The 21,117-nt window shown below is 71.7% G+C and carries 18 protein-coding genes, 1 tRNA gene and 1 other RNA gene; 6 read left to right on the forward strand and 14 right to left on the reverse strand.

Annotated features, from left to right (window positions below; translation table 11 throughout):
- Window positions 1-9: 9 nt before the first annotated feature.
- Entirely contained in the window at window positions 10-390 is a 381-nt protein-coding gene (locus tag BMW78_RS11525; RefSeq protein ID WP_091759569.1) for a hypothetical protein, read from the forward strand.
- An 88-nt stretch (window positions 391-478) separates the two neighbouring features.
- Here the strand turns inward: BMW78_RS11525 and BMW78_RS11530 are convergent, their stop codons facing one another.
- Window positions 479-2,791, reverse strand: coding sequence for a DNA polymerase III subunit gamma and tau (locus BMW78_RS11530; RefSeq protein ID WP_091759571.1), 2,313 nt, complete (start codon window positions 2,789-2,791; stop codon window positions 479-481).
- Between the two features lie 73 nt (window positions 2,792-2,864).
- Window positions 2,865-2,963, reverse strand: an RNA gene (ffs, locus tag BMW78_RS11535) — signal recognition particle sRNA small type.
- A 112-nt stretch (window positions 2,964-3,075) separates the two neighbouring features.
- On the opposite strand from ffs, the gene BMW78_RS11540 reads away from it, so the two are divergent.
- Window positions 3,076-3,163, forward strand: a tRNA-Ser gene (locus tag BMW78_RS11540).
- A 282-nt stretch (window positions 3,164-3,445) separates the two neighbouring features.
- On the forward strand, window positions 3,446-3,991 hold the full coding sequence (locus BMW78_RS20465; RefSeq protein ID WP_143056230.1) for a hypothetical protein: 546 nt from the start codon (window positions 3,446-3,448) through the stop codon (window positions 3,989-3,991).
- A 93-nt stretch (window positions 3,992-4,084) separates the two neighbouring features.
- Here the strand turns inward: BMW78_RS20465 and BMW78_RS11555 are convergent, their stop codons facing one another.
- Window positions 4,085-5,752 (reverse strand): APC family permease, encoded by a 1,668-nt coding sequence (locus tag BMW78_RS11555; protein WP_091759579.1) that lies wholly within the window; start codon window positions 5,750-5,752, stop codon window positions 4,085-4,087.
- Window positions 5,753-5,867: 115 nt separating this feature from the next.
- Window positions 5,868-6,791, reverse strand: a complete 924-nt coding sequence (locus BMW78_RS11560) for a BadF/BadG/BcrA/BcrD ATPase family protein (RefSeq protein ID WP_091759582.1) — start codon at window positions 6,789-6,791, stop codon at window positions 5,868-5,870.
- Between the two features lie 83 nt (window positions 6,792-6,874).
- Between BMW78_RS11560 and BMW78_RS11565 the strand changes: the two genes are divergently transcribed.
- Together BMW78_RS11565 and BMW78_RS11570 are read left to right on the forward strand one after the other, a co-directional pair.
- Window positions 6,875-7,267, forward strand: coding sequence for an ArsR/SmtB family transcription factor (locus BMW78_RS11565; RefSeq protein ID WP_091759585.1), 393 nt, complete (start codon window positions 6,875-6,877; stop codon window positions 7,265-7,267).
- A complete protein-coding gene (locus BMW78_RS11570; protein WP_177180361.1) occupies window positions 7,264-7,956 on the forward strand; it encodes an SRPBCC family protein in 693 nt (230 codons plus the stop codon). Before BMW78_RS11565 ends, BMW78_RS11570 begins: the two co-directional genes overlap by 4 nt.
- Before the next feature lie 8 nt (window positions 7,957-7,964).
- On the opposite strand, the gene BMW78_RS11575 is transcribed toward BMW78_RS11570, so the two are convergent.
- From BMW78_RS11575 to BMW78_RS11615, 9 genes are all read right to left on the reverse strand, one after another.
- A complete protein-coding gene (locus BMW78_RS11575; RefSeq protein ID WP_091759588.1) occupies window positions 7,965-8,852 on the reverse strand; it encodes a carbohydrate ABC transporter permease in 888 nt (295 codons plus the stop codon).
- Window positions 8,849-9,748: a carbohydrate ABC transporter permease gene (locus BMW78_RS11580; protein WP_091759591.1), complete on the reverse strand. Its 900-nt coding sequence runs from the start codon at window positions 9,746-9,748 to the stop codon at window positions 8,849-8,851. The genes BMW78_RS11575 and BMW78_RS11580 overlap by 4 nt, the downstream gene beginning before the upstream one ends.
- A gap of 38 nt (window positions 9,749-9,786) precedes the next feature.
- Complete coding sequence (locus BMW78_RS11585) at window positions 9,787-11,082, reverse strand: ABC transporter substrate-binding protein (protein WP_091759594.1); 1,296 nt, start codon at window positions 11,080-11,082, stop codon at window positions 9,787-9,789.
- A complete protein-coding gene (locus tag BMW78_RS11590) occupies window positions 11,079-12,095 on the reverse strand; it encodes an N-acetylmuramic acid 6-phosphate etherase (protein WP_091759599.1) in 1,017 nt (338 codons plus the stop codon). The genes BMW78_RS11585 and BMW78_RS11590 overlap by 4 nt, the downstream gene beginning before the upstream one ends.
- 85 nt (window positions 12,096-12,180) lie before the next feature.
- Complete coding sequence (locus tag BMW78_RS11595; RefSeq protein WP_091759602.1) at window positions 12,181-13,074, reverse strand: MurR/RpiR family transcriptional regulator; 894 nt, start codon at window positions 13,072-13,074, stop codon at window positions 12,181-12,183.
- A 4-nt stretch (window positions 13,075-13,078) separates the two neighbouring features.
- Entirely contained in the window at window positions 13,079-14,752 is a 1,674-nt protein-coding gene (locus tag BMW78_RS11600) for a serine hydrolase domain-containing protein (protein WP_245735806.1), read from the reverse strand.
- Window positions 14,753-14,832: 80 nt separating this feature from the next.
- Window positions 14,833-16,158 carry an exo-beta-N-acetylmuramidase NamZ family protein gene (locus BMW78_RS11605; RefSeq protein ID WP_091759607.1) on the reverse strand — a complete coding sequence of 442 codons (1,326 nt, stop codon included), beginning with the start codon at window positions 16,156-16,158 and terminating at the stop codon, window positions 14,833-14,835.
- Window positions 16,159-16,202: 44 nt separating this feature from the next.
- Window positions 16,203-18,026 carry a glycoside hydrolase family 3 protein gene (locus BMW78_RS11610; RefSeq protein WP_091759610.1) on the reverse strand — a complete coding sequence of 608 codons (1,824 nt, stop codon included), beginning with the start codon at window positions 18,024-18,026 and terminating at the stop codon, window positions 16,203-16,205.
- 149 nt (window positions 18,027-18,175) lie between these two features.
- Window positions 18,176-18,439, reverse strand: a complete 264-nt coding sequence (locus BMW78_RS11615; RefSeq protein ID WP_091759613.1) for a hypothetical protein — start codon at window positions 18,437-18,439, stop codon at window positions 18,176-18,178.
- A gap of 217 nt (window positions 18,440-18,656) precedes the next feature.
- Here BMW78_RS11615 and BMW78_RS11620 point away from each other — a divergent pair, with 217 nt between their 5' ends.
- On the forward strand, window positions 18,657-20,576 hold the full coding sequence (locus tag BMW78_RS11620; RefSeq protein WP_091759616.1) for a propionyl-CoA synthetase: 1,920 nt from the start codon (window positions 18,657-18,659) through the stop codon (window positions 20,574-20,576).
- Window positions 20,577-20,608: 32 nt separating this feature from the next.
- Here the strand turns inward: BMW78_RS11620 and BMW78_RS11625 are convergent, their stop codons facing one another.
- Complete coding sequence (locus BMW78_RS11625; protein WP_245735807.1) at window positions 20,609-21,091, reverse strand: VOC family protein; 483 nt, start codon at window positions 21,089-21,091, stop codon at window positions 20,609-20,611.
- Between the last annotated feature and the right edge of the window lie 26 nt (window positions 21,092-21,117).

Below are 21,117 nucleotides of genomic sequence, written 5' to 3' on the forward strand. Positions count from 1 at the left end.
ACTGGGGCGATGACGTCCGTCCCCGTCACCCGGCGCCCCGGCCGCCGACGGCTCGCGCTCCGCACCGGCGCAGCCGCCCTGACCTTGGCTGCCCTCGCCGGGCTGGCCGGGTGCAGCGGCGCCGCGGAGCCGAAGCCCAGCAGCACCGGGTTGGAGGTCGTCCTGGAGGGCTGCCGGATCAACCGCTCCTCCGTGCCGGCCGGCGCGCACAGCGTGCGGGTGCTCGGAAGCGGGCGCGCGACGGTGACGGATCCGCAGGGTGCGGTCGTGCTCACCGCACCCGGTGGCGAGGAGGAACCCGCGGACCTCTCGCTGAGCAGGGGGACCTACGACGTGACGTGCGAGCCGGAGGGCGGCCGGCTCGGCGAGGCGCAGCTGAAGGTCAGCTGACGGCGCACGGCCAAGGCTGGGCGGCCACGGCCAGGGCGGCCACGGCTGGGCGGGCCAGGCCTTCGCCGCGAACGCTGGGGGCCCGCGGTCAGCTCTCCTCGATGACGCGGCCGCCGAGGATCCGCTCGATGACCGGTCGGCCGACCTCGCCGAGGCCCTCGATGTCCTCGTCGTCGTCGCTCGCGGCACTGTCATCGGCGACCCGGGCCTCCGGGGTGGCTGCAGGCCCCTCCGCCTCGACGACGGCCAGGGCCCGCTTGAGGTGCGACATCTGCGGCGGCGCCTCGCCGGGGGCCGCGCCCGGGTCCGCGGCCGGCGGCGGCTCGCTCGCCCAGGACGGAGCGCTGTCGGGTGCCGCTGACCTGTTGGCCCAGCTGTCGCCGGCCTCACCGGTATGCCGCGCGGCAGCTTCCAGCCCCGGGTCACCAGGGGTGGAAGGTGCCGGGGACGTCGCCCCGGGCCCGGTCTGGGAGGACGCCGGCTGTGCCGACGACGATGGGGCGGTGGCCGAAGGGGCCTGGCCGCCCGCACCGGCGGGGGTCTGCCCCTCGGGGACGGGCACGCACTCGACTCGGGCATCGACCCCGAGGACGTCGATGAGGGCCTGGCGGACCAGCTCGGTGTGCGGGCCCTGCCGGAAGCGCACCAGCAGCGCGGTGGGCGCGATGCCGAGCTCGAGGCGCGTGCCGTCGTAGCTCTGCACGTGGGCGTGGTCGGAGACCAGGGTCCAGGTGACCCGCTTGTTGCGCGAGAGCCAGGTGAGGACGTCAGGCCACGCGCGACGGATCGCAGCGGTGTCGATGCCACCGGCCGCCGGCGCGGGTGCCTCGGCCGGGGCGGCGGTCCGCTCGCGAGCCGACGCGGGGCGCTGCCCGGCAGGGGCGGTGGGCGCGGTCGCCTCGTGGTGGTCGGCACGCCCGTCAGGCGCGGAGCGCTCGGGGGCCCGCTGGGCTGGAACTGGCTGGGCCGGGGCCGGCCGGCCCGACTCCTGGGGATCCGGGTGCGGGGCCGAGGGCGAGGTCGCCCGGGCGGCGGCGCGGGCTGCGGCCGCTCCCGTCAGGCCACCCGCCTCGGCCGGGGCGTCGGAGAACTCCGGCTCCACCGTCGGCGCAGCGGCAGCCGGGGCCGTCGCAGCGACGGAGGGCGCGGTGGGCGGCGGAGCTGCCGCGACCTGGGGCGCCGGCGGCGCCGGACGAGTCCCGGTGCCGTGGCCGCCGGGGGCGGCGCCGGTGGGCACGCCTCCCACCTCGAGGCGACGCTCGATGCGGTCGAGCCGCGCGGCATACCCGCTCTCGCCGGAGGCGGCCGGGAGGAGCACGCGGGCACAGATCAGCTCGAGCTGCAGGCGCGGCGCGGTGGCGCCGGTCATCTCGGTGAGGCCGGCGTTGACGATGTCGGCGGCGCGCGACAGCGTGCCCTGGCCGAACGCCGCGGCCTGCTGGCGCATCCGCTCGACCTGGTCCTCGGGCAGCCCGCGCAGCACGGAGGCGGCGCCGTCGGGCACGGCGGCGACGACGATCAGGTCGCGCAGCCGCTCGAGGAGGTCTTCGACGAAGCGCCGCGGGTCGAGGCCGGTCTCGATGACGCGGTCGATCTGGGTGAAGACGCCCGCTCCGTCGCCGGCGGCGAAGGCGTCGATGATGGCGTCGAGCAGCTCGGCGTCGGTGAAGCCGAGCAGGGCGGCGGCGCCCTCATAGGTGAGCCCGTCGTCACCGGAGCCGGCGATGAGCTGGTCGAGCACCGAGAGCGAGTCACGCACCGAGCCGCCGCCGGCGCGGACGACGAACGACAGCACGCCGGGGGCGACCTTCACGCCCTCGGACGCGCAGAGCTGCTCCATGTAGGCCTGCAGCCGCTGCGGCGGCACGAGGCGGAACGGGTAGTGGTGGGTGCGGGAGCGGATGGTGCCGATGACCTTCTCGGGCTCGGTCGTCGCGAAGACGAACTTCACGTGCTCCGGCGGCTCCTCGACGATCTTGAGCAGGGCGTTGAAGCCCTGCGGCGTCACCATGTGCGCCTCGTCGATGATGTAGATCTTGTAGCGGCTCTGGGCCGGACCGTAGGACGCGCGCTCGCGCAGGTCGCGGGCGTCGTCGACGCCACCGTGGCTGGCCGCGTCGATCTCGATGACGTCGACCGTGCCGGAGCCGCCGCGGGCCAGGGCCACGCAGGAGTCGCAGGTGCCGCACGGCTCGGGGGTCGGCCCCTGCTCGCAGTTCAGACAACGGGCGAGGATGCGGGCGCTCGTGGTCTTGCCACAGCCGCGCGGACCCGAGAAGAGGTAGGCATGGTTGACCCGGCCGGTCCGCAGCGCCTGCATGAGCGGCTCCGTCACGTGCTCCTGCCCGATGACGTCGGCGAAGGTCTCGGGTCGGTAGCGGCGGTACAGGGCGGTGCTCACGTGGGAACCCTAACTGCCGCCGGGGACACCGCGGTATGCCGCGGACCGGCTTCCTGGCCCGGGGCCGAGCCGGAGAACAGGGACACCCCGCGTACCTGGAAGAGCTCGCCTACCCTTGCTGCATTCCTGCCCTGGGGGAGTTCGGTGAGGTACCACCACGCGGGGTGCCGCCGCCGAGTCTAGGGCCAGCCCGGGCGATCACCAAAGCAGGGTGCTGGGCCGTGGCTGCGAGGGCCCCTGACCGGATTGGGTCGATCGCACCACCCTCCGGTACTCTCCTCGGCGGAGGATTCGCATAGTGGCCTAGTGCGCACGATTGGAAATCGTGTTGGGATAAAACCCTCGGGGGTTCAAATCCCCCATCCTCCGCCAAACGAAAGAGACGGACCCCACGCTTTTCGGGGTCCGTCTCTTTCGTTTATCGAGCGCGCGGGAACCGTCGCGGCGGGGGAACGAGCGAGCGACGGTTCCCCCATCCTCCGCGGGTCGCGAAGCGACCCAAGCCGTCCCCCTCCAGCGCCACTTCCCTTTGGACTCCGCGAGTCCCCCGTTCAGCCCCTTCCTCGAACCTGAGCTCTTCGGCGAGCATGTCCGCGGCAGACGAGGGCATGCGGGAAAGCCGCACCGCCGAAGGACGCGGAGGAGTGGGGGCGAATGTCCATGGCAGCCGGCGAGACGCGCTCCACGCAGAGGTTCGCGAACTACCGGGCCGCGTGGCTCCCGGTGCTCCCACTGGTGGCCCTGGTGGGAGCCATGCTGTTCAGCGCGGATCCCGGGGTGGTGGCGCTGCTGCTCCTTGCCACCCTGGTGGCGATCGGCGTGGCGCTGCTGGTCGCGCTGTCGCCGGGGGTGTTCATCGACGGCGATCGGCTGGGTGTGCCAGGACGCGAAGGTCGTCGCCGCGCTCCGGGCGGTGAGGTCGACCTCCGCCGCCTCACCCGCGTGCGGTCGGTGAGCTACCAAGGTGGCCGGGTCTCCGGGCGAGGCCTGGCGCTGTTCCGCAACCAGCTCCTGCTCGAGGACAGCGACGGCGGCCAGGCGATGTTCTGGGCGTGGGGGTGGACTCCGAAGGCGGCGCTCCAAGACGCCTTGCGCCGCTCCGTCGTGTCCACCCGCGCCCGGATGGACCCGATGTCCTTCTGGCGGCTGGGGTTCACGAAGGGCGAGGCGCGGATCAGCCCCCTGCGACGTCTCCTCTAGCCGGTCATGCCGCCGGCCATCCACCGGCCGTGACGACGGCCCCCGGAGCGCGCTCCGGGGGCCGTCGTTCGGGTCGGCGTCAGGGGGTCGGCGTCAGTGGGCGCCGCTGAGCTGCTTCTCCTCGATCTCGGCCTCCCGGCGAGACTCCTCGATGTAGCCCTCCACCGTGGGGGTGTCGAGGCGCACCGAGTAGGCGAGCGCGTAGATCGCCGCGGAGAAGGCCAGCATGACGGGCAGCGCGGACCCGAAGTGGAGCCAGCCCTTCCCGCCGCCGTAGTCGCTCATCCACGAGAACAGCGCGAGGCCGAGAAGCCAGGGCACGTACCAGGAGCCGGCCTTCCAGTCCCAGCGGTGCGAGTCACCGCGACCGCGGTGCACGAGGTTCGTGACCGCGAGCAGCCCGAAGCCGATGAGCACGGCGAGGAAGAGCTTGAGGTTGGTCTGCCAGCCGGTCCAGTAGACGATCATGTTCGAGGACCAGAAGCCCAGGAACGGGATGACGTGCCCGCCGGGCAGCCTGAACGGCCGCTCCTGGTCCGGGATCTGGCGGCGCATCGCGGCGAGCACGAGGGGGCCCGACCCGAAGGACAGCACGGTCGCCGAGGTGATGAACCCGACCAGCTGCTGCCAGCTGGGGAACGGCAGGAACAGCACGAGCCCGACGACGAAGCTCAGCAGCATGCTGACGAGCGGCACGCCACGCGAGCTGGTGCGCCCCAGCGCCTCGGGCGCGTTGCCGTTCTTGGCCATCGCGTAGGAGATGCGCGAGGTGACCGTGATGTAGATCAGGCCGGTGTCCGCCGGTGAGACGACCGCATCGATGTAGAGCAGCACCGCGAGCCAGCTCAGGCCGAGGATGCTGGCCACTGCGGCGAGGGGGCCGAAATCGTCGGTGAAGTTGACGTTGGCCCAGCCCTTGGCGATGTTGTCGGGTGCCAGCGCGCCGATGAAGGCGACCTGCAGCAGGACGTAGATGAGGGCGGTCAGCAGCACCGAGCCGATCACGGCCAGCGGCACGTTCCGGCGCGGGTTGTCGGTCTCACCGGCCAGCTCGATGCCCTGCCGGAACCCCAGGTAGGAGAAGACGATCCCGGAGGTCGCGATGGCGGTGAAGACACCGTGCCAGCCGGCCGGCTTGAACCCCTGGGACGTGAAGTTCTCGCCGTGGAACTGCGTGAACAGGAACGACACGATCACGACCAGGATGATCGCGAGCTTCCACCAGACGAGGGCGTTGTTCACCCGGGCGAACCACTTGATGCCCACGTAGTTGATGACGACGAAGACCGCCATGGCCACGACGGCGAAGGTCAGGCCGAGCCCGGTCAGGGTGTGCACGGTGCTGCCATCGGCGACCGTGTGCTTCTCGGTGAAGGGGGCGTACTTCGTGGCGTACTGGAGCGCGCCCTCGACCTCGATGGGCGCGACGCTCATGCAGGCCACCCAGGTGATCCAGCCGGTGACGAAGCTCGCGAACGAGCCGAAGGCGATGTGCGGGAAGCGCACCACTCCACCCGACAGCGGGAACATCGTGCCGAGCTCGGCGTAGCAGAGCCCGATCAGCAGGATCATGACGCCGCCCAGCGCCCAGGAGATGACGGAGGCGGGGCCGGCGGCCTGCGACGCGTTCATGGCGCCGAAGAGCCAGCCGGAGCCGATGATCGACCCCACGCTCGCGAAGAGCAGCCCGATGCGTCCTACGTGCCGTCTGAGCTCGGGGGCTCCCTCTGCTTGTTCTCTTACCTGTGCCTCAGCGGACATGCCGTCCTCCTTGGTCGGGGGCCAAAAGACGCTCGACCGTACCGGGACCAAACGTGTCCCACCACCGCAAAGCACCACGGATGGTGCGAACGTGACCAGTGGGGCAGCGATGGCCTCAGCGGGCGAGCAGGTATGCCGGGTGCTCGGGCGCCGTGCCCGTCTCCGCCACGTGGGCGCCGATGGCCAGCGCACCGTCGAGTGCGCTCCCCGTCGCGGGCTGCAGCACCTGCCCCACCTCCCTGAGCCGCTCGTGCAGCGCCTCAGCCACCGGGGCCGCCCGCAGCAGGCCGCCCGTGCCAGTCAGCACCGGGGCCGCCAGACCCGAGGCAGCGGCCAGCAGCGACTCGGCGAGCGCCCTTCCGGCGCGCGCGCAGAGGTCGGCCGCCACCGGGTCCGCGGCTGCGGCGGCGGCGACGTCGGGGGCGAACGAGGCCAGCGCGTGGGGTGCGTCGGCGGTGGTCATCACCCGGCGCGGCCAGCCGTCGACGGGACCGAACCGGGCCTCCCCGGCGGCGAGGAGGTCCGGGGACCCGCCGGGCACACCGTCCCTGGCACGCAGGGCGGCGCTGAGGCCCTCGAGCCCGAGCCACGCCGCGGACCCGCGGTCACCGAGCACGTGCCCCCAGCCGTCGACCCGGTTCCAGTGGTCGGCGAAGTCGCTGCCGAAGGCCACCGCCCCGGTGCCGGCAGCCACGACCGCGCCCGGGCGCAGCCCCCCGATGGCCCCGACGAGGCTGGTCACGGCGTCGCTGGTCACCACCGTGCGAGAGGCGCCGAGCTCGGCGTGCACCTGCGCCAGCACCTCGGCGCGGTCGGCGAGGAACAGCAGGCCGCGCATCCCCCAGACCACGACGTCGGGCTCGGTGACCCCGGCGTCGGCGAGCAGCGACCGGGTGTCGGCGGCCAGCGCCGCCACGTCGATCCCCGCGGTGCCCACCCGCGCGCCGGTGCCGGCGAGCACCGGACCCGGCCCGTCGGCATACCGGCACTGCACCCGCAGGCCCGAGCCACCCACGTCCACCCCCACGACCACCGTCACGGCCGTGACCCGATCATGTCCGCTCCCTCATGGCAACCCTTATAAGTCTTGACTTATCTAAGCAGGCTCTGAAACATGGAGTCGTGCACGCGTTCGACGTCCTCGGCGACCCGGTGCGGCGCCGCATCCTCGAGCTGCTCGCCGACGGCGAGAAGCCCTCGGGGCGGCTCGCCGAGGTCATCCGCGCCGAGTTCGGCATCAGCCAGCCCGCCGTGTCGCAGCACCTGAAGGTGCTGCGCGACAACGGGTTCACTTCCGTGCGCGCCGACGGCGCCAGGCGCCTGTATGCCGTGCAGCCCGGCCCGCTCGAGGAGGTGGACGCGTGGGTGGCCCAGTTCCGCGGGTTCTGGGCCCAGCGCCTCGACGCCCTCGGCACCGAGCTCGCCCGCGGGCGACGCACGCGGCGCGACCGACCTGGACGAGCGCAGGAACAGCAGCCCACCCGCCAGACCCGACCACGAAGGAGCGCACCATGAACCTGAACGAACCCCTCACCCAGCTCGGGATGGTCGACCGCGAGGTCGCGACCCGCACGGTGGACGGGCGCGAGGCCAAGGCGACCGTGCTGCGGCAGACCTACGACGCCCCCATCGACGACGTGTGGGCGGCCTGCACCACCGCCGACCGCATCGGCCGCTGGCTGACACCGGTCTCCGGCGACCTGCGGCTCGGTGGCCGCTACCAGCTGCAGGGCAACGCCGGCGGCGTCGTCGAGACCTGCGAGCCGCCGCACCTGCTCGGCGTCACGTGGGAGTACGGCGGTGACGTCACGTGGGTCGAGGTGCGGCTGTCGCCGGCCGAGCACGGCGGCACCCACTTCGAGCTCCGTCACATCGCCCACGTCGACGAGGAGCGCTGGGCCGAGTTCGGCCCCGGAGCGGTCGGCATCGGCTGGGACATGGCGCTGTTCGGCCTCTCGCTGCACCTGTCGGGCAACGAGATGTCGGGCCCGGAGGAGGCCGCCGCCTGGACGGCCTCCGACGACGGCCGACTCTTCATGGGCACCAGCGGCGAACGCTGGCACGACGCCCACCTCGCCACCGGGGAGGACCCGGAGAAGGTGCGGGCGTGCGCCGACCGCACGATCGCGGCATACACGGCACAGCCGCCGGCCCGTGATGGAAACGCAGGCGGAGCTGCAGGCGCGGGCGCCGAGCGGGCCTGAGGAACGGGCTATTTCGTCATCCCGGCCGTCAGGCCGGCCACGATCTGCTTGGTGGCCAGCAGGAACAGCAGGATCAGCGGCACGGTCGTGATGACCAGCCCGGCGAAGACGGCCGAGTAGTTGGTGGCGTTCTCGCCGAAGAACGTGGTCAGGCCCACCGGCAGCGTGTACTTCTCCTCCCTGCGCAGCAGCACCAGGGGGAAGAGGAAGTCGTTCCAGATCGGCACGAAGCGGAACACCGCCACCGTCGCCACGGCAGGTCGGACCAGCGGCACCATGATCCGCACGAACGTCTGCCACGTGCTGGCGCCGTCGAGCTGGGCGGCCTCCTCGAGCTCCACCGGCAGCTGCCGGAAGAAGGTGGTCAGCACGAAGATCGAGAACGGCACCCCCGAGGCGCCGTACATCAGCACCAGGCCGAGCCGGGAGTCGATGAGCCCCATGCCGTCGAAGAGGTAGAAGATCGGCAGGATCGCCAGGTGGATCGGCAGCATCAGGCCGGAGAGGAACAGCGCCTCCAGCCACCGGAAGATCCGTGACCTCCCCCGGGCCAGCGCGTATGCCGCCATGGTCGCCACCACGGTCGACAGGGCGACCGCCCCACACGTCACGAGCAGGGAGTTGGCGAAGTAGGTGGCGAAGTTGCCGACCGTCCAGGCCTCCTTGTAGCTCGCCACCGACAGCGGCCACGGAGCTCCGAGCGGGTCGCTGATGAGGTCGGCGTTGGAGCGGAACGAGCTGGCCACCATGAGCAGCAGCGGCACCAGGGCGACCGCCGCGTAGCCCCACAGCAGCAGGCTGGCGGTGACGCCACCGACCGGCTTCTGCGAGCTGCGGGCACGAGAGCGCCGGCCGGCCGTGAGGGCGCCGGCGCGCAGGCCGGGCAGGGCGCTCATCCGGTGATCCTCCGCTCGTGGCGGCGCAGCACGGCCGTGGCCGCCAGCGCACCGCCGAAGATGATGATGAACAGCAAGGTGGCCATGGCCGACGACGTGCCGATGGCGTTGGCCGCCCCGGAGTCGAAGGCCGTCCGGTAGAACAGCAGCGAGATGAAGTCCGTGGCGCCGGCCGGGTTGCCGGTGGACCCGCCGAAGGCGTAGGGCAGCGCGAACGCCTCCATCGCGAAGATGAACGTCAGCACGCTGACCGTGCCGATCGCCGGCACCAGCAGCGGCAGGGTGATCCGGAAGAAGGCCTGCCGGTGGCTCGCGCCGTCGACCCGGGCCGCCTCGTTCAGCTCCTCCGGCACACCGCCGAGCGCGGCGCCGTAGAGCAGCACCGGGAAGCCGATCCACTGCCACACGCTCACGAGGATCACGACCCACAGCGCGGTGTCGGGGTCACCGAGCCACGGCAGCGCCCACGACTCGAGCCCGATCTTCGTCAGCAGCTGGTTCACCGGCCCGAAGGTGGGCGAGAGCAGCAGCGTCCACAGGTAGCCGATGACGATCGGGCTGACGAGGTACGGCATCGCGTAGAGCGTCTGCAGCATGCGCCGGGTGCGGGCCCGGCGGTGCAGCATCAGCGCCACGGTGAGCCCGATGGTGTTCTGGAACGCCATGGTGCCCAGGAAGAACAGCACGTTGTGCAGCAGCGCCCGGGGCATGTCGGTCTTGAACGGGGCCCGCGTGAACAGGGTCGTGAAGTGCTCGAACCCTGCGAAGCCCCCGCGCGTCGTGCCCTGCCAGTGGTAGAAGGCGTAGGAGAACGCCGTGACCATCGGGTAGAGCACGAACACCCCGAAGAGGATGAGCGCGGGGGCGACGAAGAGCAGGCCGGAGCGGCGACGCATGGTGGGAGAGGCTAGTGGTCCGGGAGGCTGGCCCGGGCTCAGGCGCCCGGCTTGAACCAGGTCTTGACGCCGGTGTCGAGGTCCTTGCTCACCGCCGCGGCGTCCTTCTTGCCCAGCAGCATCTCCTGGATGCCCTTGCCGAGCAGGTCGGTGCCGGTCGGGGTGCCGTACCGGAAGTCGGTCAGCAGCAGGTAGGGCGAGCCGTGCTTCTCGTAGTTGTCGGCGATCTGCTGGAGGATCTCGTCCTTGTTCTCCACACCGGGCACGGCCGAGATCTGCTTGACCTCGTCGGCGACCATCTGGCCGAACTCCTTGGTGGACATCCACTTCACGAGCTCGAGCGCCTGCTCCTGGTGCTTGGACTTCTTCGAGACGGCGAAGTTGCCGTCAGCCCAGCCGGCGGTCGTCGGCTGCGCACCGCTCGGGGCGCCGGCGGCCGGCGGGACCTCGAAGACACCGATCTGCATCTTCGGGTTGGCCTTCTGCAGGACGGCGAGGTCGAAGGAGCCACCGGGGTACATGGCGGCCTTCTCGGCTGAGAACAGGGTCTGCGCGTCGGTGGAGGCCACGCCCGCCACACTCTTGGGCATGTAGGGCTCGAGGTCCTTGAGCAGCTTCACCGAGGCGACCCACTGCGGGTCGGTGAAGCTCTTGTCGCCGGACTGCACGGCCTTCTGGAAGTCCGTCCCGCCGAAGGTCGCGGCCCCGATGATCTCGTGGACGATCGGGAGGGTCCAGTCATCCTTGGCGCCGACCGCGATCGGGACCACGCCGGCGTCCTTGAGCTTCTTGTTGGCCGCCATGAACTCGTCCCAGGTGGTGGGCGCCTTGAGGCCGTTCTTCTCGAAGAGGCCCTTGTTGTAGTACATCACCGTGGCCTGCTGGGCCAGCGGCACGGAGTAGAGCTTCCCGTCCTCCTTGCCCTTCGCGCTGGCGAGCACGTTCTCGTCCCAGCCGGTGAGGTCGACCTTGCCGTCGAGGGGCACGAGCGCGCCGGAGGCGATGGTGGCCTGGACCTGGCCGTAGGAGCGGACCTGCGGCACGTCCGGGCCGTCGGAGCCCGAGAGGCCGGTGGCCAGGATCTTGTTGTACTCGGTCGACTTGAACGGCTTGAAGTCGACGGTGACGTCCTTGTGCGACTTCTCGTAGACGTCGAAGATCTTGTTGTAGGCGGCCTCGTCCTCGACGCGCCAGGACCAGACGGTCAGCGTGGTCTTCCCCTTGTCGCCACCGCCGCCGGAGTCACCCCCGCTCGAGGGCGCGCAGGCCGAGAGGGCCACGGCGCTGCCGAGGGCGGCCAGCGCGACGTACTTCCAGGGGGTTCGGCGGGTCATGCGGATTCTCCTGTCGGGACATGGTTCGTGGTGTTCGAGCTGTTCGTGCGGATCGGGGTGGCGGGGCTGGCCGTGCCGGACGGGCGGGTCGGGCCGGTCGTGCCGTTCTGGGACTGCAGGGACTGGAGCGCCGCTGCCACCGACCCGCCGTGACCGGCGATGGCGGTCCGGGCCTGGGCCGCGTCGACGCCGGCGAGCATCGACAGCAGGGCGGGCTTGAGCTCGCCACCGGCCTGCTCGAGGGCGACCCGCGCCTCGTCCTCCCCCGCGCCGCTGGCCTCCTGGAGGATGCGCAGCACGCGCCCGCGGAGCTTGGCGTTGGTGGCGACGACGTCGACCATCAGGTTGGACCAGGTGCGACCGAGCCGGATCATCACCGCGGTCGAGAAGGTGTTGAGCACCAGCTTCTGCGCCGTGCCGGCCTTGAGGCGGGTGGAGCCGGTGATCGCCTCGGGGCCGGTGTTGACGGCGAGCAGGTGGTCGGCCAGGGGCGCGAGGGCGGCGTGCGGGTTGGCGGTGACGAGCGCGGTCACGGCCCCTCGCTCTCGAGCGCAGGTCAGCGCGCCGCCGACGAAGGGGGTGCGACCCGAGGCGGTCAGGCCGATGGCGATGTCGCCCGGGCGCAGAGCCCCGGCCTCGGCGCGCCCGAGGTCGACGTCGTCCTCGACGTTCTCGACCGCACGGAGCAGGGCCTCGGTGCCGCCGGCGTGGTGGGCCGTGAAGAGACCGGGCGGGGCGTTGAAGGTGGGCAGCAGCTCCGCCGCGTCGAGCACGGCCAGCCGACCCGAGGTGCCGGCGCCGAAGTAGTGCACCGCTCCCCCGGCGCGCAGCGACTCGACCGCGACGTCGACGAGGGCGGCGAGCGTCGGGAGCACCTCCGCGACGGCCGGGGCGACCTTGGCGTCCTCGCCGTTGATGACCTGGAGCACCTCCAGCGTCGAGAGCGTGTCGATGCCGGTGGTGCCCGGGTGGCGGTCCTCGGTGGGCGCGCTCACCCTGACGTCTCGTGTCACGCGGCCGAGGTTAGTTTCCCACCATCGCTACGTCAATGATGTGAACCAGTAACATTCTGGCCACGGTGGCCGTAACTGAGGGACGTCAGAGGATCCGGTGCCCCGACACGGCGTCGCGCGTCTCCTCCACGGCCTTGCGCGCCCGCTTGAGGTGTCGCTGGGCGACAGCGATGTAGAGGCAGTCCACCACGGTCAGGGCGGCGATGCGGCTGGCCGTCGCCCCGGAGCGCAAGCTCGTCTCGCGTGCGGCGGTGGTGAGGACGAGGTCGGCCGTCGCCGCCAGCCGGGACACGGGGAAGTTGGTGATCGCGATGGTCGTCGCGCCCCGCTTGCCGGCCGCCTCGAGCGCCTCGATCGTCTCCTTGGTCGTGCCGGAGTGGGAGATGCCGATGGCGACGTCCTTGCGGGCCAGCAGGGTGGCGCTCGTCAGGGCGATGTGCGGGTCGTTCCAGGCGAAGGCCATGGCCCCGATGCGGTGGAGCTTCTGCTGCAGGTCGGTGCCCACGATGGCGCTGGCGCCGATGCCGTAGATGTCGACCCGCTTGGCGCCTGCGACGGCGGACGCCGCCTCGGTGAGCGCCTGCCGGTCGAGCTGCTGCGCGGTCTCCTCGACCGCGCTGGCGTCGACGAACGCCACCTTGGCGATGATGTCGTCGATGGTGTCCTTGGCGCTGATGTCGGAGGTCTTGGCGGCGCTCACCCGCGGCTGGGCCGACTCCTCGGCCAGGGCCAGCCGCAGCTGCGGGTAGCCGGGCAGGCCCAGCCGCTTGCAGAACCGCAGGACCGTGGTCTCCGAGGTGTTCGCGGCGACCGCCAGCTCGCTGATGGTGAGGGCGGCGGCGGCGCGGGCGTCGGCGAGCACCTGCTCGGCCACCCGGTCCTCGGCCGGGGAGAGCGAGGGACGCAGGCCCCTCAGCCGGACGAGGAGAGGGGTGGGGGCGGCGGACACTGCGGCAGCGGCGCTGTCGGCTCGGGGCATGGTCCTACGCTACGGCCTGCCGGCTCACTGCTGCCCACCCTTCCGCGGAGAAGAGGCCGGAAGTCCTCTCCCCGTCGAGCAGCACGCCGCCGGCTCCCTGCGCGAGCACGTCGTCGACGTACACGCCGCGGCCGAGATAGGCACCGTCGGTGGTGTAGCGCCAGCGCAGCAGCTGCTCACCCGTGGGGAGGGCGGCACGCGCCTGCATCCAGTGCCGGGCACCGCTGCCGGAGACCGCCCCGTCGCTGTGCGTGACGTCGCCGCGGTCACGAACGTCGAACGGCAACGCCTGCCACGTCTTCCCGCCGTCGGCGGAGGTCTCCAGGTGAAGCAGGTCGGTCTCCTCGGTGTCGAGGAAGAGGTCGAAGGCGAGCCGGCCACCGCGCGCCGGCACGGTCACGGGCGCGGTGAGGGTCGACGTCGAGGCGTCCCGGGCCCCGGACCACCAGGCGGTGTCGCCCTGGCTCGGGCGGACGCCCATCGCCAGGGCGAGGCCGCGCGCCCACTCGCGCCGGGCGGCGTTGTTGCTGCCCCAGCTGCGTGACGGGTGCACCCGGTTGGTCAGCAGGATCGCGAAGGAGTGCGAGGCGAAGTCGATGACCATCGAGGTGCCGGTGTAGCCGGTGTGGCCCGCCGTCCGCGGCCCGGAGAGGGCGTCCATGTACCAGCGCTGGTCGAGCTCGAAGCCGAGCCCGTGGCTGTCGCCCGGGAAGGCCTCGTTGAAGTTGGTGATGAGCAGCGAGACGCTCTTGCGGCTCAGGATGCGCTCACCGCGGTAGGTGCCGCCGTTGAGCAGCGCCTGGCAGAGCACCGCGAGGTCGTCCGCCGTGGAGAACACCCCGGCGTGCCCGGCGACGCCGCCGAGCGACCACGCGTTCTCGTCGTGCACCTCGCCCCAGACCATGCCGCGGGGCGGCGTGGACTGGTACTCCGTGGCGGCAGTCCGGGTGCGGTCGGCCGGGTTGTAGCCCGTGTCCTTCATGCCCAGCGGCGCGGTGATCCGCTCGCGCACGACCTCGTCGAGGCCCTTGCCGGTGAGCCGCTCCACGAGCACCCCCAGGGTGATGAGGTTGAGGTCGCTGTAGAGGTAGGTCGACCCCGGCGGGTTGGCCAGCGGGGCGTCCATGACCGCCTTGATGCGGGAGGCCTTGTCCGGGTACCGGCTGTAGAGCGGCAGCCAGGAGGTGAACCCGGAGGTGTGCGTCAGCAGCTGCCGCACCGTCACCTCCTCCTTGCCGTTGACGCCGAACTCGGGCAGGTATGCCGCCACCGGCGCCTCGAGGTCGACCTTCCCCTCCTCGATGAGCTGCACCGCCGCGATGGAGGTGAAGAGCTTCGAGACCGAGGCGAGGTCGAAGATGGTGTCGTCACGCATGGGCACCCACTGGTCGCGCGGGAGCTCGGTGGTGGCGTTCTCGTAGCGCAGCGCCCAGCCGCTCGCGTCCCGGGCCACGACGGCACCGTCGTGGCCCATGAGCGCCACGGCGCCGGCATACATGGGGTGGCCGCCCGCGGGCGCCTCCTCGTGCCCGCGCACCTGCGCCACCGCCTCCCCGATCGGCGCCGGGTCGAGGCCGACGGCCTCCGGGGTGGCGTCGCGCAGCACGGTGTTGGCGGGCGCGTAACCCTGGAACGGCTTGCTGAAGTCGTCGGCCGTCGCCGCGGTGGTGGTCGTCATGGTGGTCAGGACGCTACCGACCGCCACGGCGGCGGCCAGGGCTCGCACCCGCATCTGCCTCTCCCCTGCTCTCGTGCCGGTCAGGCGGCCGGGCCGCGGTAGATGAGGTACTGCTGGCGGCGCCGGTCGAACTCGGCGAGCTCGTCGCGCCACGCACCCACGACCTCGTCGGCCGAGGCCCCCGCCGAGATCTGGTCGCGCAGCCGCGTCGAGCCGGTCAGCTTGTCGATCCAGTAGGGGCGCTTGGGGTCGTAGCTGTCGTAGCGCCACGCGAAGTCGCTGTAGATCGCCTTCGCGGCGACGAGCATCTCGACACCGACGCGCATGGGGTCGAAGGTCCGGGGGTCGGTGATGTGCACCTGCACGCCGCCGCACACCTTGCCCTGGTGCTTGCTGAAGGTCGGGTTGAAGTAGGCCTCCCGGAAGCCCACGCCCGGCAGCTCGCGGCCGGCCAGCCGCTCGGCCCAGCGGTAGTCGACGTACGGGGCACCGACGAGCTCGAAGGGCCGGGTGGTGCCGCGCCCCTCCGAGAGGTTGGTGCCCTCGAACATGCCGGTGCCGGGGTAGACCAGGGCGGTGTCGGGCGTAGGCATGTTCGGGCTCGGCATGACCCACGGGAGCCCGGTGGCGGCATACGGCATGTCGCGGCGCCAGCCGCTCACCTCCACCACCTGCAGCTCGGTGAGCCGGGCGCCGACCTCGGCCTCGAGGAACTCGCCGTCGAAGAAGCGGGCCAGCTCGCCGACGGTCATCCCGTGCGCCTGCACGATCTCCTTGGCGCCGACGCCCGAGGTCCAGGGCGTGGTCATCATCGGGCCGCGGGCAGTTCCCCCGATCGGGTTGGGCCGGTCGAGCACGACGAAGCGGGCACCGGTCTGCACCGCGGCCTTCATGGCCGTGTACATCGTCCAGATGTAGGTGTAGAAGCGGGCGCCGGCGTCCTGGATGTCGAAGACGACGGTGTCGACTCCTGCGGCGCGGAACATCGAGGCCATCTTGTCGGTGCCGGCGCCGTAGGCGTCGTAGACCGTGATGCCGGTGCGCGGGTCGGTGTGCGTGCCCTCGGAGTCACCCGCCTGCGCGGTGCCGCGGAAGCCGTGCTCCGGACCGAACACCCCTCTGATGTCGACGGATCCCGCCTCGTGCATCTCGTCGACGATGGTGCGCAGGTTGGTGAGGATGCCGGTCGGGTTGGTGATGACGCCGACCTTGCGCCCCGCCAGCACCGCCCACCCCGACGCGGCGGCCCGGTCGGCGCCCGGGGTCACCGGGCGCGACGGGTAGGTGACGTTGCCGGTCGTCGCTGCCGACCGGGTGCCGGCCTGGGCCGTGGCCGCCGCCAAGGGCACGGCCGCAGCGCCGAGGGCCCCGGCGGTGAGCAGCTGGCGGCGGTTGAGGTTCGCCATGTCGATGAGCTCCTTCTGTTCGAGTGCGCGCCGGTTCGAGGGCTTCAGAAGCCGAGGCCGTGGCCGAAGGGGTAGAGGACCGTGTCAGGGTCGCCGGCCACCGGGATGTCGACCGGCAGCTTGCCGCTGGGGCTGACGTCCCCGGTGATGACGCGGGCAGCCGACTCGATGGCGACGGGGCTGTAGGAGTAGGTCGCCAGGTAGGTCGGGGCGCGGTCGACGTAGGCGATGTCGTACGGGTCGCGGGTGGCGACCACGACGACCGGCTTGCCGGTGTCGAGGAGGGCGTTGACGAGCTTCTGCTGGCCCGCGCGCTTGTCGGTGACCGTGGTGTCCCAGGCCTTCATCGTCGTGACGACGACCGCGTCGCTCGCCTTGGCCGCGGCGACCGCGGCGGCGACCTGTGCGTCGGTCGGCGAGGTGCCCGTCTGCTGCACCGTCGTCGTCGCGCCCTTGGCGGCCAGCACGTCGGCGAGGATCTGGGTGGTCGTGACGCCGTAGCCGGTGACCAGAACCTTCTTGCCGTCGACGGCCATGGGCAGCGTCTTGTCGTCGTTCTTGACGAGGGTCGTCGTGCGGTCGGTGACGGCGTCGGCGGTGGCGAGGTGCTCGGGGGTCCCCACGACCGACGAGACGGCTGCGGGGTCGGCGAACGGCTGGGCGACCATGCCGCGCTTGTACTTCAGCTCGAGGACCCGGCGCACCTTGGCGTCGAGGTCGGCCATCGGGATGCGGCCGCTCTGGACGGCGCCGATGACCGCGGCATAGGCCTGGTCCATCGCCGGCGTCATGAGCAGCTGGTCGGCGCCCGCCGAGAGGGCGCGCACAGCGACCTCGGCGTCGCCGTACCGCTGGCGCACGCCGTCCATGGCGAGCGAGTCGGTGACGATGACGCCCTTGTAGCCGAGCTCGTTCCGCAGCAGGCCGGTCAGGATCGGCTTGCTGACGGTGGCGGGGTCGCCGGAGTCGTCGAGGGCCGGGAAGTTCAGGTGGGCGGTCATGATCATGTCGATGCCCTGGGCGATGGCCGCCTTGAACGGCGGGGCGTCGATCTGCTCCCACTGCTCGCGGGTGTGGGTGATGATCGGGAAGGCGACGTGGCTGTCGGTGGCGGTGTCGCCGTGGCCGGGGAAGTGCTTGGCCGACGCCGAGACGCCGCCCTCGCGCTGGTAGCCGTCGACCTGGGCGGACACCATGTCGGCGACGAGGTCCGGGTGCGACGAGAAGGACCGGGTGCCGATGACCGGGTTCAGCGGGTTGACGTTGACGTCGGCGTCCGGGGCGAAGTTCGTGTTGACGCCCATGGCCTTGAGCTCCTGGCCCGTGATGGCCGCGGCCGTGCGGGCGTCGTCGGCGCTGCGGCCGGCGCCGAGGGCCATCGAGCCGGGGAACTGCGTGGCCGGCGGGCCGATGCGGGTCACGACCCCCTGCTCCTGGTCGGTGGCGATCTGCAGCGGCACCTGAACCTTTGAGTTCTGGGAGAGCGCCGCCTTCTGGAGACCGTTCGACAGGCCCGTGATCTGGTCGGGGTTCTTCACGCTGTCGGTCCAGGCGAAGTAGATGACGCCTCCGAGGTGGTACTTCTGCACGACCTCGGCCGGGGTGGCGACCCCGTAGAGCGGGACGTTCCGCTGGTCGGGGGTGTTGGCGTCGGAGCCGTAGACGTTCTGGATGAACAGCTGGCCGACCTTCTCCTGCAGCGTCATCCGCGCGAGCGTGGAGGTGACCCACCCGTTCACGGCGGCGGGCGGGTTCTCAGGGCCGGTGCCACCGGCCTCGGCTGATGCGGCGGGGACGGCGCAGGCGAGTGCGCCTGCCGCCGCCACACCCGCGATGAGGGCGCGACGGGTCGGTGCGAACCGGGACATGGAACCTCCACAACGCTGTGAACAATTCACGGATCTGTCGATCCGCTTGCAACTTAGACACAGCGCAGGGGCGCGGACAATGCCCTGCCGGTTCAGGGTTTGGTCAAGAAACGACCCGGCCCACCGGCCAGGAACGGGTCAGGAACGGTTCAGGCGGTCCAGCCGAGCCAGGCGTCGCCGGCGCTGAGGACGACCCACCACCAGCCGAAGGCGACGAACGGCAGGGCCGGCACCCAGTAGGGCCGGGTGCGCCGCCAGCGCCAGCCGACCCAGACGAACAGCGCCCAGCAGACCAGCAGCGCGACCACGGCCCAGCCGGGCGCCACCAGGCCTGAGGCGGCGTAGAACGGCAGGACCGCGACCATCGCCGCCAGGCCCACCCAGGGCAGCACCACGCGCCAGTCAGGTCCCATGCGGCAGATCGTGGCACACGGCCGCGCAACCGGAACGCTCCCGCACCGACCGCCCGGCGACCGACCGCCCGGCGACCGAGCGCCCGGCGACCGAGCGCTACGCGGACCGCTGCCCGACCGACCGCCCATCGACCGTTCGTCGACCGCTCGCGCGCACCGGTCGCATGGGACGTCCGACCCATGGCGCTGGCGCGGGCCTGCCGCGCAGGATGGGGCCATGACCCAGCCCAGGACCGAGGGTCCCTACGCCGCTGCCTACGCCGAGAGCCTCAACGACCCCGACGCCTTCTGGGCTCGAGCGGCCGAGGCCATCGACTGGATCACCCCGCCGACGCGGGTCCTCGACGACGACCGGCCGCCGTTCTACCGGTGGTTCACGGGCGCGACGCTCAACACCTGCCACAACGCGGTCGACCGCCACGTCGAGGCCGGCCAGGGTGACCGCGCCGCGGTCATCTACGACAGCCCGGTCACCGGGGCGAAGCGGACCCTGACCTACGCCGAGCTGCTCGACGAGGTCTCCCGGTTCGGCGGCGCGCTCGAGTCGCTCGGCGTCGAGAAGGGGGACCGGGTCCTCATCTACATGCCGATGGTGCCGGAGGCGGTCGTCGCGATGCTGGCCTGCGCGCGGATCGGTGCGGTGCACTCGGTGGTGTTCGGTGGCTTCGCCCCGGGCGAGCTGTCGGTGCGTATCGAGGACGCCGAGCCCAAGGTCGTGGTCAGCGCCTCCTGCGGCATCGAGCCCAAGCGGGTGGTGGAGTACAAGCCCATGCTCGACGCCGCCCTCGACCGCAGCAGCCACAAGCCCGAGTCGGTCATCGTGCTCCAGCGCGAACAGGCGCGCGCCGCCGTCGGCGAGCGCGACACCGACTGGGAGGAGATGGAGTGGGCCGAGCTCATGACCGATGCCGAGCCGACCAGCTGCGTGGAGGTCGCGGCCACCGACCCGCTCTACATCCTCTACACCTCCGGGACGACCGGGCGCCCCAAGGGCATCGTGCGCGACAACGGCGGACACGCGGTGGCGCTGCGCTGGTCGATGGCGAACGTCTATGACGTCGGACCCGGCGACGTGTGGTTCACCGCCAGCGACGTCGGCTGGGTCGTCGGGCACTCCTACATCGTCTACGCGCCACTGCTCACCGGTGCCACCACCGTTCTCTACGAGGGGAAGCCCGTCGGCACCCCCGACGCCAGCGCCTTCTGGCGGGTGATCGCCGACTACGGCGTGAAGGCCATGTTCACCGCCCCCACGGCATACCGGGCCATCCGGCGGGAGGACCCGGATGGTGAGCTCATGAGGGCCCACGACCTCTCCTCGCTGCGCACCGTCTTCCTGGCGGGCGAGCGCCTCGACCCCGACACCTACGAGTGGGCCACCAAGGTGCTCGGCGTGCCCGTCATCGACAACTGGTGGCAGACCGAGACCGGCTGGCCCATCGCCGCGAACCTCCGTGGGCTGGAACCGATGCCGGTCAAGGCCGGGTCACCGTCGGTGCCCGTGCCGGGGTATGCCGTGGAGGTCCTCGACGAGCACGGCTCGCCGGTGCCGGCGGGCACCGAGGGCGCCATCTGCATCAAGCTGCCGATGCCGCCGGGCACCCTGCCGACGCTGTGGCAGGACGACGAGCGCTACGTCGCCGGCTACCTCAGCGCCTTCGAGGGCTACTACCTCACCGGTGACGGCGGAATGGTCGACGAGGACGGTTACCTGTTCGTGATGGGCCGCACGGACGACGTGCTCAACGTCGCGGGCCACCGCCTGTCGACCGGCTCGATGGAGGCCGCGCTGGCCGGCCACGAGGCGGTTGCCGAGTGCGCGGTCATCGGCGTGCACGACGACTTCAAGGGCCAGCTGCCACGGGCGCTGGTGGTGCTCAAGGCCGGGGTCGACGCGGAGGGCGACGGCGACCGCATCCGCGCCGAGCTCGTCAAGCGGGTGCGCGACGAGGTCGGCCCGGTCGCGGCACTGCACCAGGTCGACATCGTGGCCGCGCTGCCGAAGACGCGGTCGGGGAAGATCCTGCGCAAGACGATGCGCGAGATCGCCGACGGCAAGCAGGCCACGGTGCCCGGCACCATCGAGGACGCCTCGGTGCTCGACACGCTGCGACCGGTGCTGCGCCCCCAGCCCTGACAACCGAGGCCTCAGCCATGGGCGGCCAGGTCTCAGGCCTGAGCCGGCCCGTCCATGTGCATGACCTCCCAGACGTGGCCGTCGAGGTCCTGGAAGCTGCCGCCGTACATCGGCCCGTCGGAGAACGTGTCCTTCCACGGCTTGCCGCCCGCCTCGACGGCCTTGCGCACGAGGTCGTCGACCTCCTGACGGCTGTCGGCGCTGAGGCAGTTCAGCACCTCGGTCGCCCGCGTCGCGTCGACCACGTCGCCGTTGAGGAACGTCTTGAAGAACGGCTCGCGGAGCAGCATCACGAAGATGTTGTCGGCGAGGGCGACGCAGGCCGCCTTGTCGTCGGAGAACTGGTCGTTGATGGCGAACCCGAGGGCCTGGAAGAAGCCGCGCGACGCGGCGAGGTCCTTCACGGGCAGGTTGACGAAGATCATGCGCGACACGGGGGCCTCCTGGGCTCGGGCGGCAGGTCGGCCGCCGCTGGTGGGTATGCCGTGTCGACCGGTGACCTGACCGGAACTCATCGGGCCGCCCGTCCTGCCTCGGCCGT

The sequence above is a fragment of the Pedococcus cremeus genome (assembly GCF_900111375.1).
Taxonomy (GTDB): Bacteria; Actinomycetota; Actinomycetes; order Actinomycetales; family Dermatophilaceae; genus Pedococcus_A; species Pedococcus_A cremeus.